Below are 13,215 nucleotides of genomic sequence, written 5' to 3'. Positions count from 1 at the left end.
ATGTCTATTTAAAATTGTAATAATCATAAAAACAATGAGGGGAAATTTATGAATATAAAGCAAAAAGCTTCTTTGTTAGCTTTACTATCATCCACTGTCGCAATTGGTGGTTGTGATTTATTTGGCTCTAAATCAGATAAGGCTATTCTACTGGCTCAGCAAGCTTTAGCGAAAGCCGAACTCATAGAAAAAAGCCCATGACCTCCAGGACCTCCAGGACCTCACGGACCTCCTCCAGCTCAAGAAGAACTTATGGTAACGCCACCTAAGGATAAAGAGGAAAAATCAGGAGATAGCGGCGGCCAAGCACAATCCGAACCTAAGGATAAAGAGGAAAAATCAGGAGGTAGCGACGACCAAACACAATACGAATCTAAGGATAAAGAGAAAGAATCAGGAGGTAGCGACGAACAAACACAATACGAATCTAAGGATAAAGAGAAAGAATCAGGAGGTAGCGACGACCAAACACAATACCGAACCTAACCCTACGGGCATAGTAGTAGCCAGGACTTAGTTTGCACAATCCTACCGTCTCTTCTGAACTATTTTATCTGTGTACCAAAAACCTAGTATACAAGCGATAATCTCTTGTTCAAAAGAGCTCAATATTGAAAGGGGGCTCTTATCAAAGACGCCCTCTTTCACACTCCACCAAACTAATAACGGATAAATAACAATTAAATAGCTTGTATTTCTTGATTCAACAGTTGAACTATGACAAGAGGTTCAACATATGTTCTATTTTTAGTGTATCGGCTTTAAATAATAGTTTGCCTTTAATTATAGATTGTGTTTTGGAGATTACACGATGAGAGATTTATTATCTCTTTTATTTGCCTTATGACAACAGTCATGAGGAATAAGACAGAAGACTACTAAGTAAATACGGTTTTTCAAATTATTTGACGCTATTTAAAGAAAGAATATATACTTAAATGGATCAATGCACAATAAGTAGTATCATTTCTTACCCATCAATGGCAGTGAAGGAAGTCCTAATTCTGTAAGAAATTCATTATGACGTAAAGTAGCGTCGTAAATCTGTTTCTCTACATCTAACAATTCATTATTTACCTTTTGTATATCTATTTTTTCTTCTGCTCTTGCTGTATTCACATAACGAGTGATATTAAGATTATAATCATTTTTTTCAATTTCCTGCATTGAAACTTTACGTGAATATTGCACCTCTTCTTTGCGAAATTGATAGGTATCAATAATCTTTTTGATATGTTCTGGCAATAACTGATTTTGGCGCTTGACTTTTTCAAAATTCTCTGATGCATTAATAAACAGAACGTCATCAGTTTTTTTACACCGCTTTAAAACTATAATACATACTGGGATTGTTGTGGAAAAGAATAGTTTAGCTGGTAAGCCTATTACCGCATCAATATGCCCATCTTTTAACAGCTTGGTACGAATACGTTCTTCTACACCGCCTCTAAACAAAACACCATGTGGCAAAATAATAGCCATCACACCATCGTCACTAAGAAAATGAAAACCATGAAGTAAGAAAGCAAAATCCGCCGTAGATTTAGGAGCCACGCCGTAATCTTTAAAGCGAAAGTCCTCTCCATATAATTCAGTTGATTTCCAACGATAACTAAATGGTGGGTTAGCGACCACAGCATCAAACTGACGCTTTTTAGCAGGATTTAACTCATTAAGCATCTCCCAGTCATTTTCCAGTGTATCGCCATGATAAATATTAAATTCAGTACCTTTCATCCCATGTAACAACATATTCATACGAGCCAAGTTATAAGTCGTGATGTTCTTCTCTTGTCCGAATATTTTGCCAATTTTGCCACCAGCTTCATGTAACTTTTTACGAACATTGAGTAATAAAGAGCCAGAACCACAGGCAAAATCAAGCACCGCTCTAATTTTTTTCTTCTGACCAGTCGTGGGATCTTGACTATCAAGTATTACAATTTCCGAAAGAATCGTCGATATTTGTTGCGGAGTATAAAACTCACCGGCTTTTTTACCTGAACCTGCAGCAAATTGACCGATGAGATATTCATAGGCATCTCCCAAAATATCTTGATCAGTACTAAATTGAGAAATGCCATCGGAGATTTTTTTTATAATTTCACAAAGAGTATCATTACGGACTTTTTGCGTTTTTCCTAATTTGTCAGAGTACAAATTAATTTCAGAAAACAATCCCTCAAAATTAGAGCCAAATGATTGCGATTCAATATCCCTAAACCCCTGATCAAGGGTGATAAGTAAATCATTACTTTGGACCCGAGCCATCTCGGTAATACTACTCCATAAAAAATGCGGCTTAATGACATAATGAATTTTTTTCCCCATGAAATCCTCAAATTCATCGATGGTTTCGGCAGGGTTATTGTCATACCAAATAGTCAGCGGTGCTCTACAATCTCCCTCTTTGGGCTTTGGATAATCGCAACCTAATTCTTTTTGCACAGCTCGTTCATAGTTATCAGACAAATAACGTAAAAATAAAAATGATAGCATGTAATCACGAAAATGATCCGCATTCATCGCACCACGCAAATTATTGGCTATGCTCCAAAGGGTTTTACCAAGTTGGCTCAATTGTTCTTTGGTCATACTATTTATTCCCTTAAATTAATCGCTGTGTCATAATAAAAAATTCACCACTCAATCATTTAATGACAGGAAAAAGTTGTTGTATCAACCATCTTTTATGGGCTTTGAGACATTTGAGCTTTTGTTCATCACCGTTGATAATATCATCAAGCGCTGTTAGGCAATGAACTATTTTTTTCTGCTCTGAAAGAGAGGGGATAGGAATGGGAAATTTCTTCAATAAAGACGTAGGAAAGGTTGGAAATTTTGATCCATTCTGTATATTTTCCTTACATAACTTACATATGATAAAAAAATAATAAAAAACGAATTTCATGTCTAAACGTTTAATAAAATTATCATGTAGTGCAATAGATATATACCGGTTATTAGCTAAATGCTGGACAGTAATCAAAGCATGCTCACCAACAGTGGCACTTGTCGATATTATGATTGAATTAGCCGGGAAAAGATCAGAATTTTTAACGGCTTCCCTTGTTATGTGCTGCAAGGAATCGTCAAGAATGCGACCATTTTTACGAATATCTTCTAGTAAAAAAAACGGAATAGTTCCATCACGCCAAAAGTAAGGATTAGTAGTTGAAGGAGTATATCCTCCTCTTATAAGAAATACTTCCCCCAGTTCTTTACACTCTATCTCCGATTTTCCATGTTCAATAAATTCAGGAAACCTTAACTCAGGAACTAGTCCATTAATGACAGGAAAAAGTTGTTGCGTTAGAGATTTTCTATGGGCTTTGAGATATTTGAGCTTTTGGACTTGAGACGTAATAAGCTCATCAATGGAAAACAAGCAATCCGCAATTTTTTGTTGTTCTTCTAATGATGGTGTTGGTAATAACGTTTCAGAGAACTGCGAATAGCGAATCATCTTTCCATCACGTAAACCTTCAAGATTTTTAGTAAAACCTTTAATGAAAAACTGCGTTTTGAAGTAATATTTAAAGAAACCCTGACTTATTCCTTTCTCGTTTCGGAGCACTACGTATGCGGGACTACATAGACCTTTATATTCAGAAAACTCTATCCCCCCTTGAAAAGAACGTAAACTAATTATAAAATCACCAACGTCCACAACCTTATAACTTTTTATGCTCTTTTCTGTGACAGATATATTGTAATCAATCATTTCCCTAGGAATAGCTCCATACTTCTGAGTGATAGCAAGGATTGGCAAGCTTGAATTGTGCTTCTTGTTGCTTATTTCTCTAAAAAGCTGGCTAGAATAGAAAATTTTCCAATGAGGATTATTTAGAAACTCAGGAAACCTTAACTCCGGAACTAGTCCATTCTTCTGCTTATTCATAGGACTTCAACCCTGAAATCTCATGTCCTGCCGCCCGCTTGTGCAGAGCCGCTTGCTTGCGCAGATAAGGCGCTAAATCTTTCATTAATGCTTTTTCCTTGTATCTCCGATCCATCCAACCTAGATTAAACGGTTTAAGCAGATCTGTTAATTCCTGACTATCAAATATTAGGCGATCAAGAGTGTTTGCGACAAACGCTTGTAAGACCTGAATGTTTAATCCATTGCTTTTCGGCTATCTGTGTTAAAACCTTCTCGTATTTTTGCGCTTTCCAATCTTGATATTTTTTCTTGATTTCTTCTTTGTTTAAGACTTCTCCTACTTCGTAATTGTACATAACATAATCACTAAGATCTTTTCGATCCTCCTCTGATAGACCAGCATCCGCCTGTATCTCGCTGATCAGATCTTCGATAAGCTGTTTGTGAGTCATCTTTTGCTTGAAACTAGATTGAATCATTTGCAATTTTTCAAGGTAATCGCTGTCAATGTAGTGGGAAGAAAACAACACCAAATCAAATTCCAATGGTTCTAGCGTTTTATTAACATCTTCTTGTTTTCCCTGCTTACGTTTCAATTCCATCGCGGTGTCAAGATAAATAGCTTTGAAGCCACGCAAGATATTGGTGGGCATCATCTGTTCAATTAGGGTTTTGCTGTCTTTATCCAGGTCAGTGTATTGATCTAGCTGGGTTTTTATCTTTTGCACCTCTTTGAAGTGGTTGATAAATTGAGCTTTCGCTATATCGCCTTTTAGATTATGAATCTGAGAGGGTTCACACGATAAACCTTTATTCTCCATAAAAGTGAATAATTGTTTTACCGACTTCTTAAGTTTTTCTACCATTTTCTCTGCAGATTCGACCAGCCAGATTTCTCGGGATTTGTCTTTATCTTTACCTGAGAATAATACGATTGCCTCTTCAACTTCGTTTTCCTGACCACGAAAATCAAGAATGTTACCCCAAGGCTTGGTGTCGTTTAGTACGCGGTTAGTGCGCGAGAAAGCCTGAATTAAACCATGTTGTTTGAGGTTTTTATCAACATATAGTGTGTTGAGGTATTTGGAATCAAACCCTGTAAGCAACATATCCACCACGATAGTGATATCAATTTTTTTCTCTTTGTTTTTATATTGTTGATTTTTTATGTGCTTTTGGATATCCCTATAATAACGTTCAAATTCATTGATACTGTGATTCGTGCCGTATTGTTCATTGTAGTCGGCGATAATGTTCACAAGCGCCTCTTTTTTCGTTTCCGGTTCAACCTTGTTGTCAGCGCTCTCTTGTGGCAAATCTTCCTGCAACTGTTTAATATCCATTATGTTATTACTATTCCCCTTCCCTCTTTCCACAGGCGGAGAAAACACACAGGCGATATTAAGCGGCTTAAAATTTTTGTCTTGCTTTTGTTTTTCTTTCTGCATACTTTTAAACAGATTAAAATATTTAATCGCCTGATTGATAGAAGCAGTAGCCAGCAAAGCATTGAAACGACGATGGTTAGTTGCGCTGTCATGCTTTTCAAAAATCGTTCTAATGACAGCTTCAGGCGGGGGTATCTGATCTTTTTTCGGCTTGCCACTTCTATCTATCGCAAAATAATCAATATGAAAACCCAAGACATTCTTATCTTCAATTGCATTAGTGATGGTATAAGTATGAATCTCTTTTTCAAAAATATCTTTAGTGGTTTTAAAAGAAGCTAGGTTATACCACTATCAACCTGCTGATAGATTGAGTTTTGGTCAAAAATAGGAGTTCCCGTAAAACCAAACAACTGGGCTTTAGGGAAAAAGTCCTTAATCAATTTGTGATTTTCACCAAACTGGGAGCGATGACATTCGTCAAAGATAAAAACAATACGCTCGTTGCGCAGCAATTCTAGACGCTTACTGTAAGTTTGTTCTCCTTGCTTACGTCGGCGTTTTTTATCCAATGCTAATCCCAGTTTTTGGATAGTCGTTACAATTACTTTATTAGCACGGTCTTTTAATAACATGCGATCCACCAGACTTTTGGTACTGGTGTTGTGTTCAACGCAATCCTTTTGGAATTTATTAAATTCTTTGCGAGTTTGCCAATCAAGGTCTTTGCGGTCAACAACAAATAAACATTTCTCAATGTCGGGATTTTCCTTTAGTAAGGTTGAGGCTTTAAAAGAAGTCAAAGTTTTGCCTGAACCTGTTGTATGCCAAATATAGCCGTTCCCGCGATTTTGATTGATGGAATCAACGATCGCTTTAACGGCATAAATTTGATAGGGGCGCATAACGAGGATTTTTTTTTCAACTTGCACCAATACCATATAACGACTAATTAACTGTCCAAGGCTACACTTTACCAGGAAATCATCGGCAAAATCATCCAGGTGGGTTATCTTGTTGTTATATTTATCAGCATGCTTATAAACAGGCAGAAACCGTTCATCTGCATCAAACTGGAAATGTTCCTCATTGTTATTGGCGAAGTAACGGGTATCATTGCCATTACTGATGATAAACAACTGCATAAAATTAAAATAAAACAGTTTACTGCTATTGCTATCACCTAACTTCTTCTTATAAAAAACAATTTGTTCCATCGCTTTTCGAGGACTTAACTGAAAAGTCTTAAGCTCAATTTGTACTAAAGGTAAACCGTTAATCAGTAAGATAACGTCATAACGTTGATAGCTATTTTTAGTATTAACGCGGAATTGGTTAACAACTTCAAAATCATTTTTGCACCAGTCTTCTTTCAACAGCGTATATTCAAACGACGTACCATCTTCTCGGGTGATCATACCCCTTTCACGTAGTTTTTGTGCGGCCGCAAAAACATCATTTGTCCTTATTTCGTGAAGCAAGCATTTAAATTCTGTATCAGTTAAGCTGACTCGATTTAGGGATTCAAACTTCTTACGGAAATTGTCTTCAAGGTTATTACGATTACGGATATCTTTCCGATGAACATACTTTAGCTCGCACAGTTTGGCGATTAACCTTTGTTCAATATGTTGTTCTGTGTTCATGAGAAAAACCTGACAATTTTACTGCATAAGGAAAAATTTTTTGACATTTTCCGTTTTTAGTCAATGACAATACACAACCTATAATACAAATATTCATCGTATACAATTGATTTTTAAGCAATAAATTATGCCAAAAGTGGTTATCTGTGAAATTACCTCATCTAATGGTAATCACTTTTTAGGCGATGTCGTAGTTTTAGAATTTTAACATTTACTTCCTGTTTGGGTTTAGTAACAGGTTCCTTGGGCTTCGGTTTTACAATTGTTCTATAAAACTTTGGAAGAAATCATCACCATCATTAGCTGGTATGATATTATTTTCTGGGAAATATTCTAATTCATCTCCATCCTTCCCTTTTTTATTAACACCAAACATGCCTTTTAATATCGCATCGTCTTGCTTACGTAATATAGCAGCTGTTGCTAATTTCGCATAAGGAAGAAATGGATTAATACCAGAATCAAGAGTTGCAAAAGGATCAATCCTTTCTGCCCATCCATACTGTTTATGTCCAATCCAGCGACGCCTTTGTTTTGTATTATTGTATATGGTATCAGGCATATCTCCTTCAATCTCATGAGCCTCTGACGGTCTAAAAACCTCTACGAGAGCGGATGACTCCCCTATAGTAGGCACCTCAGTAACTGTAGGTCTAAGCTTCGATGTAAGTTGTTGTAACCCGATCTCAACGTTTTTTTTAAACTCTAATATATTAGCTTTTGCTAATTCTTGTCTGTCTGCCATTTAAAATATCCTTTTCTGTGTTAGATTATATTTGTAGTTTTAGCGTTTTGTTCCGCCCATGATCTGATTTTAGCCCCCGCCTTAGGATCTCCAGCTCGCCATTGCTCCTTAAATCCTTGATCATCAAAAACATCGTCCTTAACGGCGGATCCACTCCCTTCACCTCTTGCAACAGTATCTCCTAAAGAAGGCTCTTTGCTCATTTGGACAAAACGATCAAAAAACTTGAATGTCTTTTGAAAACCCCATTCCGATACAAGGGTCTGTACATCACTATCTGGGATATTCTCCTTATGAAAAAAACGAGCTATATTCCGCAATCGAGGCTCAAAATTAGAACCCAGTTCCTGTTTCAAAACTCTCTCATCAGCTTTTAGTGATTTATGCAAATCATCAATTCGTTGATTATGGGCTTGCTCATCATGTTGAGCTAAAGCATCAATAACTTTCTGGGCTTTATCTGGTTCTACACCCGCCGTTTTAAAAGTGTTAATATGAATATCTGCAATCTCAGAAGGGATAGTATCAGGAAACTTAATCTTATATTCTTGGATTTGTTCTTTCACCTCAACTGCAGATTGCTTGTTTTCTTCCGTTGAGACATCCTTATCTTTAAATTCAGCAAAAGGATTAATAGGTGTATTTTCCTTACTTGGGGTTTGAACCTCAGATTTAGGTTGAGTGGTAGTTGGTTGAGTTGTATTTAATTCATCACTCATATTTTATCATTCTCCATATCAGAATACATTTCTATTACTTGTGCAAAAGTTAGTCCCAAATTCGAAGCTATATAAACTGCCATAGCTCTCTTGCCTTCTAAATGAGCAAGGTGTAAGGAACTATCCGTCTCAAAAGAAGCCAATAAGCCCCCCGTAGACATCAAATCGTTTAAAACCCATTTACCAGCTTCAGTTGAAAAAACTTGTTTATATAAACGTAAACGTCGCTCATCAGTTTGTAGTTGCTTATTCAAAGCGTCTTTATCTACTTGATACCCTCGCTGATTAGCCTTTCGCTTGATTTTCTCAACAATATAACTAAAATCAACCATCTGATCCCTCCCTCATCTCTGCTCTCATCTTTTCCATCATGACTTCTCTTGCTACTTGTGCTCCTGTTTCTACCCCTACTTGCTCCTGTTGATCCGCAATCTGTTGTTGACGCATTTGTTCAATTTGCCCTGCTCTCTTTTTACGTATCTTAATCACTTCGCTCATATCACGAACGGTAGATGCAGGAGAGCCTCCCCCTAGCATAATAATACGGGCAACCTCGTCTAAGTTAATATGATCTATACAGCTCGGATCTCCAGTTTTAGCACCTAGTTCAATAACGTTATTTACACTTTGAAGAACACTAGAAATAGTTTCAGCTTGTTGATACTTGAATAAAGGAGATGTGTACTCAACCTTTAATAACGAGATATTAGGCGGATCGTCATTACCTAAAATATCAGTACTGATGAAAGCGGGAAGCTTGTCTTGTAAATCAAGAATATCTAACTCACGTCTAATCATCATCCCGATAAATTCAGATTGTAAACCTCCAACTATAGGAGATACAAATGCCCCTTTCTCACGGGTCTTTTCCATAGATTCCGTAGCTGAACGAGATGCCTTATCATCCAAAACTTGGAATAGATCAAGAAAGAAAAGACTATGAATAGAATCTTGTATCCGCTTGACCTCCTCGTAATAAGGAAGGGGATTACCTACTGAAAGCGGATGAAATAACGGTTTACCTTCTCTATTAACCGCTCCTGTATTAATCTGACCCGCTTTGATCTTAAAACCTACCTGCTTTGCATCACCAGAAGCTATATAAGGAGGTTTAAGAGCAAGATTAGCATAGTGGACAAGTTCATTAGATATCTCGTTTAAACGTCTAATCGCAGGTAATGCTTCTAGAGCTGGTGATTTTCCGTATATCTCATTTGCTCGTACTCGGTAACGCCCAATTACATAAGGAAGCGTGTTTAACTGGTTTTCTTCAAAAAACTTGATATCTTCCTTTGAAAGGATTTTAGAATGAAAAGCCCCTTTGCTATTAGGGAAATCTTCCTTCCTTTCTGCCATGGTCTTAGGATAAACTGCATGGATGAATTCAAACTCTTCAGAGTCTTCCTTCTCTAATGCTGTCTTCATCCGAGAAGTTAACTTATCTTCTCCCCATTTCTTAGCTATTTGATCAGCAGTAAACTTAAATATCCTATAAACACTATCTACTTGGTTCTGATGATTAACACCTACATAAACATCAGAAATAGGAATAGATATGTATTTTATCCCTTCTTTTACTCCGTCTTCGTCTTCATCTTCTTCAATGTAAAAACAACCAGTACCAAACTCAACAATACTAGCGTAAAAAGCTTGAAGACAACCTATAAATCCAGAACTAGAACGCTCCCTAAAACTAAACAATGTGTCAGTCACATCATCGCACCATTTGCGAACGTTTTTAGTTTCCGTGTCATCCTTGGAAACTACTAAAGGTTCAGCTAAACCATGCCATTTTTGACCAGAAGGAGTAATAAGACTGGAAAGCAACGAAGATAGCTTAATACAAGCCTCAGATGCCGTTGTATCCCACATCGCAGAAGACGCAGACTGCTTATAAGGATAAAGCAATCCCGTTATCTCTTCCATTCGAGCATTCAACTCGTTTCGCTGATTTTGCAAATTATCAAAATAATCCTTAATCATCTCAGCAGATCGGGTCATCTTCTATAAGCTCCACTTAATAACATAGTTGAAGTCAACTTTGACGGCTGGGAAGGAACAAACGACTTCATATAGTTCCGTTCCCAATCATCCCTTAAAGCCTGTTGTAACTCTTCACCTTCTAAATCTCTAACTTGACTTTTCTTGCGTTCTTCTTCTCGTCTGGCTTGTTCTGTCCAACCTATCCCATCGCTAAAACCCTCCTTAAGTGGCTCAAAACTAGAAGCAAAAAAATTACCTATGGACTTAAAAGCATCCATCGTGCTTTTTGCTCCTTTACCAATCCCACCACCTAAACCCCAAAGTAAATTCATGCAAGCCTCCTATCAGAAAGTAATTCAACACCTTCATATTGATATGATTGAATTCGGCTAAGTACACTATCTTTCCTTGCGGGGTTAACGTCAAAAGTCATAAATAAAGCATCAGAATAATCCGTACTGACATTCCCTTTTTGACGTTTCTTTCCTATAGCCAATTTGCCAGTAGTAGGCTCTGTAAAAGACTCTAAAGATTTTAAATCTTGGATTAATCTAAGATGATTAAGTAACTTACCAAATTCTAGCCAATCTCTCCCTTTTACATGCAATTCCGTACGTTTATTCCGATAGTATTCATGTTCTTCAGCTCGGTTTTGACCTATAACTCGATTGATAACAAAACCTTCCCCTTCTAAATAATCACAAGTTGATCCTCCCTCATAACCATTACCGTCAATTACCACCGCATCAGGCTTATATTTGTTTATTAAATCTTCAATCCTCTTGCTTGAGACCCGTACAGGCTTGCCCGACCAATCAAATATATGTTCAATAATTCTACCGCGTCGCAATACCACAACTGTACTATCTTCACCTTCGCCCGCAACATCACAGCCCATGATTAATGGAGCATCAGGGTCTGGTGCAACTTCCCTATTTAACGCCTCTTCAATACGATATAACGGTATAAAACTATTTATTTCTTGTTGTGGAAACTGTCCTAAAACTTCAACTCGGGCTTGGTCTGAATCAATCCCATAAGAAGATATAATCCCTTCGTAAAAACTCGGATCAATGCCTTCAACGGTACGTGTATCTATCTGAAACTTCTTCCAATCATCTAAAGGTTTATTAAATATATCATAAAATTGACCAGATAACCTACGTGGATTAGATGTCATAACCCAAAAACGATTAGCATTCTTCTCAGTTAAGAAACCTGATATAGCCATGTTAATAGCATCAGGTGTTCCTGAAGCTTCATCGTTGAATATCGCCATACCTAAAGTATTGTGATGTCCAACAAAAGTATCGGGCCGTTCCTCTGAATAAGTCTTACAAGTAATAGCATAATGTTTGGCATCAATACCAAGCTGATTACTCAAAACATCAGCATACCAAGGAGCAGGATGCAAAGATAAAGATTGCATCTCAAACCAATGTTTGTTGGGTAGCATCGACAGCCACTTACTAACTTCAGCCCATAACGTAGTTTTAAGCTGAGTTTCTGAGTTCGCAAGACAAAGTATCGACATACCAGGACGAGTAGACATTAACCACAACATCATCCAAGCATTTAAAGTTGTTTTGCCAATCCCTCTACCAGCTGATATAGCACCTTTAAAAACTTCAGGATTGGGATTATTAAGATTAGCAATACAGCTCTCATCAACAGCTCCCATAAAATCTAGTTGCCAAGGATGAGGACCAGAAAAATGCTCTAATGGCGTCCCTTCCTCAGACCATGGGAAAAGATCCATAACAAAATTGGTAAAACTAAGCTTCATCTCTTCAGACAGAACAAGTCCGAAAAGCTTTTGTTCTTCTTTAATATTTGTTGGGAGTTCTTTAGCCAATATTACCATTCTCTTATCAAAAAGATATTTCCTCTACGGAAATAAGATAAGAGAGAATTGCAGTAGGTCATCCGCAACCCTCTCCTATCTTATCGACGAAAGAGGATGTGGTCTGACCTAAAACCATCAGTTGTATATTAACAAATATTTAACTACTTTGCAAGCGATAAAACAACGGAAATATAGCTTTATTTAAGTTTTTTGTTTTATACTAGTATCCTAGTATTTTTTTATAAATATTTATTATGAGAATGTTTCTAAGCTTTTTAGACAATGTCAAGATTAAAAACTTCAATATTTCAAAATTTTATAAAAATTGTCGGAGGGTAGGCTATGTGTGGGACGAAAAACGACTTGGGGGGGACGCATAAATATACTCATAAACCTATATTTTCTATAGTATTAAACCTATAAATATACATCAAAACTCCCAAAAATACACAAACTAAGGTACTAGCCTTTTCAACCAACAAAAACCTGTAAACTCTGATAACTTGCTTAGTTCTGATAGTTGTATAAAGCTTCTAAAGCTCCTAAAGCCTCTTAAAGCTCTTAAAACATCACAAACCACCCTAGATTTAATAGTTATATGCTAACTGATGGATTAATCATGTTTAGTGTTGCTTGGTAATTCTAGTGTCTTTTCTGGTTGATTAGAAGCATCTTGAACTGTTTTTAATCTCCTAGTTCTAATCCTTTCATCAACTTTATCTAATATCGGTTTTAAATCTATTGTGTGTTTATGTTCTATTGATACATGATTACCATAAATAGAACGATGGCGTTTCTCCAATTCCCACTGTAATTGTTTCATTCGCAATTCTCGCTTTTTAAACGCTATAGGATATTGTTTCTCTTCATCAGTTAACGGTGTTGAAACAATTGTAGCTAATTCAGCACTCATACTTTCCATGCAATTTAACTTCGCATCTTCATAACGTTGTTTCAAATTATCGTAATCTTTGGATATCCAAGTTCTGAAAGTATCCATAGATA

At 36.8% G+C, this 13,215-nt stretch carries 13 protein-coding genes and 1 pseudogene; 2 read left to right on the top strand and 12 right to left on the bottom strand.

Annotation, left to right across the window (positions count from 1 at the left end; all coding sequences use genetic code 11):
• The first annotated feature begins 48 nt into the window (after nucleotides 1–48).
• Together GY664_RS04900 and GY664_RS04895 are read left to right on the top strand one after the other, a co-directional pair.
• Nucleotides 49–201 (top strand): hypothetical protein, encoded by a 153-nt coding sequence (locus tag GY664_RS04900; protein WP_333948374.1) that lies wholly within the window; start codon nucleotides 49–51, stop codon nucleotides 199–201.
• A gap of 51 nt (nucleotides 202–252) precedes the next feature.
• A complete protein-coding gene (locus tag GY664_RS04895; protein ID WP_333948373.1) occupies nucleotides 253–486 on the top strand; it encodes a hypothetical protein in 234 nt (77 codons plus the stop codon).
• 477 nt (nucleotides 487–963) lie between these two features.
• On the opposite strand, the gene GY664_RS04890 is transcribed toward GY664_RS04895, so the two are convergent.
• The 12 genes and pseudogenes from GY664_RS04890 to GY664_RS04835 form a co-directional block, all read right to left on the bottom strand.
• A complete protein-coding gene (locus tag GY664_RS04890) occupies nucleotides 964–2,595 on the bottom strand; it encodes a type I restriction-modification system subunit M (RefSeq protein WP_333948372.1) in 1,632 nt (543 codons plus the stop codon).
• A 55-nt stretch (nucleotides 2,596–2,650) separates the two neighbouring features.
• Nucleotides 2,651–3,901 (bottom strand): restriction endonuclease subunit S, encoded by a 1,251-nt coding sequence (locus tag GY664_RS04885; protein WP_333948370.1) that lies wholly within the window; start codon nucleotides 3,899–3,901, stop codon nucleotides 2,651–2,653.
• A 115-nt stretch (nucleotides 3,902–4,016) separates the two neighbouring features.
• Nucleotides 4,017–4,070, bottom strand: a pseudogene (locus GY664_RS04880) (hypothetical protein); the annotation flags it as partial.
• A gap of 7 nt (nucleotides 4,071–4,077) precedes the next feature.
• Nucleotides 4,078–5,526 (bottom strand): type I restriction endonuclease subunit R, EcoR124 family, encoded by a 1,449-nt coding sequence (locus GY664_RS04875; protein WP_333948369.1) that lies wholly within the window; start codon nucleotides 5,524–5,526, stop codon nucleotides 4,078–4,080.
• 83 nt (nucleotides 5,527–5,609) lie between these two features.
• Nucleotides 5,610–6,917, bottom strand: a complete 1,308-nt coding sequence (locus GY664_RS04870; protein ID WP_333948368.1) for a DEAD/DEAH box helicase family protein — start codon at nucleotides 6,915–6,917, stop codon at nucleotides 5,610–5,612.
• Between the two features lie 256 nt (nucleotides 6,918–7,173).
• On the bottom strand, nucleotides 7,174–7,662 hold the full coding sequence (locus GY664_RS04865; protein WP_333948367.1) for a phage capsid protein: 489 nt from the start codon (nucleotides 7,660–7,662) through the stop codon (nucleotides 7,174–7,176).
• A gap of 20 nt (nucleotides 7,663–7,682) precedes the next feature.
• Nucleotides 7,683–8,381: a hypothetical protein gene (locus GY664_RS04860; protein ID WP_333948366.1), complete on the bottom strand. Its 699-nt coding sequence runs from the start codon at nucleotides 8,379–8,381 to the stop codon at nucleotides 7,683–7,685.
• Nucleotides 8,378–8,713: a Bbp19 family protein gene (locus GY664_RS04855; protein WP_333948365.1), complete on the bottom strand. Its 336-nt coding sequence runs from the start codon at nucleotides 8,711–8,713 to the stop codon at nucleotides 8,378–8,380. The genes GY664_RS04860 and GY664_RS04855 overlap by 4 nt, the downstream gene beginning before the upstream one ends.
• Complete coding sequence (locus GY664_RS04850) at nucleotides 8,706–10,382, bottom strand: portal protein (protein ID WP_333948364.1); 1,677 nt, start codon at nucleotides 10,380–10,382, stop codon at nucleotides 8,706–8,708. The genes GY664_RS04855 and GY664_RS04850 overlap by 8 nt, the downstream gene beginning before the upstream one ends.
• Nucleotides 10,379–10,642 (bottom strand): hypothetical protein, encoded by a 264-nt coding sequence (locus GY664_RS04845; protein WP_333948363.1) that lies wholly within the window; start codon nucleotides 10,640–10,642, stop codon nucleotides 10,379–10,381. The genes GY664_RS04850 and GY664_RS04845 overlap by 4 nt, the downstream gene beginning before the upstream one ends.
• Nucleotides 10,643–10,692: 50 nt before the next feature.
• Nucleotides 10,693–12,219 (bottom strand): terminase large subunit domain-containing protein, encoded by a 1,527-nt coding sequence (locus GY664_RS04840; RefSeq protein ID WP_333948362.1) that lies wholly within the window; start codon nucleotides 12,217–12,219, stop codon nucleotides 10,693–10,695.
• A gap of 604 nt (nucleotides 12,220–12,823) precedes the next feature.
• A partial coding sequence (locus GY664_RS04835) for a hypothetical protein (RefSeq protein WP_333948361.1) occupies nucleotides 12,824–13,215 on the bottom strand: 392 nt, incomplete at its 5' end.

The sequence above is a fragment of the Candidatus Liberibacter brunswickensis genome (genome assembly GCF_036858155.1).
In the GTDB taxonomy this organism is placed as follows: domain Bacteria; phylum Pseudomonadota; class Alphaproteobacteria; order Rhizobiales; family Rhizobiaceae; genus Liberibacter; species Liberibacter brunswickensis.
This window is presented reverse-complemented; position numbering and strand designations above follow the sequence as displayed.

What these genes read in the sequence shown, in the direction of transcription:
- GY664_RS04900 (WP_333948374.1), top strand. Translation starts at nt 49, where the DNA reads ATGAATATAAAGCAAAAAGCTTCTTTGTTAGCTTTACTATCATCCACT.
- GY664_RS04895 (WP_333948373.1), top strand. Translation starts at nt 253, where the DNA reads ATGGTAACGCCACCTAAGGATAAAGAGGAAAAATCAGGAGATAGCGGC.
- GY664_RS04890 (WP_333948372.1), bottom strand. Translation starts at nt 2,595, where the DNA reads ATGACCAAAGAACAATTGAGCCAACTTGGTAAAACCCTTTGGAGCATA.
- GY664_RS04885 (WP_333948370.1), bottom strand. Translation starts at nt 3,901, where the DNA reads ATGAATAAGCAGAAGAATGGACTAGTTCCGGAGTTAAGGTTTCCTGAG.
- GY664_RS04870 (WP_333948368.1), bottom strand. Translation starts at nt 6,917, where the DNA reads ATGAACACAGAACAACATATTGAACAAAGGTTAATCGCCAAACTGTGC.
- GY664_RS04865 (WP_333948367.1), bottom strand. Translation starts at nt 7,662, where the DNA reads ATGGCAGACAGACAAGAATTAGCAAAAGCTAATATATTAGAGTTTAAA.
- GY664_RS04860 (WP_333948366.1), bottom strand. Translation starts at nt 8,381, where the DNA reads ATGAGTGATGAATTAAATACAACTCAACCAACTACCACTCAACCTAAA.
- GY664_RS04855 (WP_333948365.1), bottom strand. Translation starts at nt 8,713, where the DNA reads ATGGTTGATTTTAGTTATATTGTTGAGAAAATCAAGCGAAAGGCTAAT.
- GY664_RS04850 (WP_333948364.1), bottom strand. Translation starts at nt 10,382, where the DNA reads ATGACCCGATCTGCTGAGATGATTAAGGATTATTTTGATAATTTGCAA.
- GY664_RS04845 (WP_333948363.1), bottom strand. Translation starts at nt 10,642, where the DNA reads ATGGATGCTTTTAAGTCCATAGGTAATTTTTTTGCTTCTAGTTTTGAG.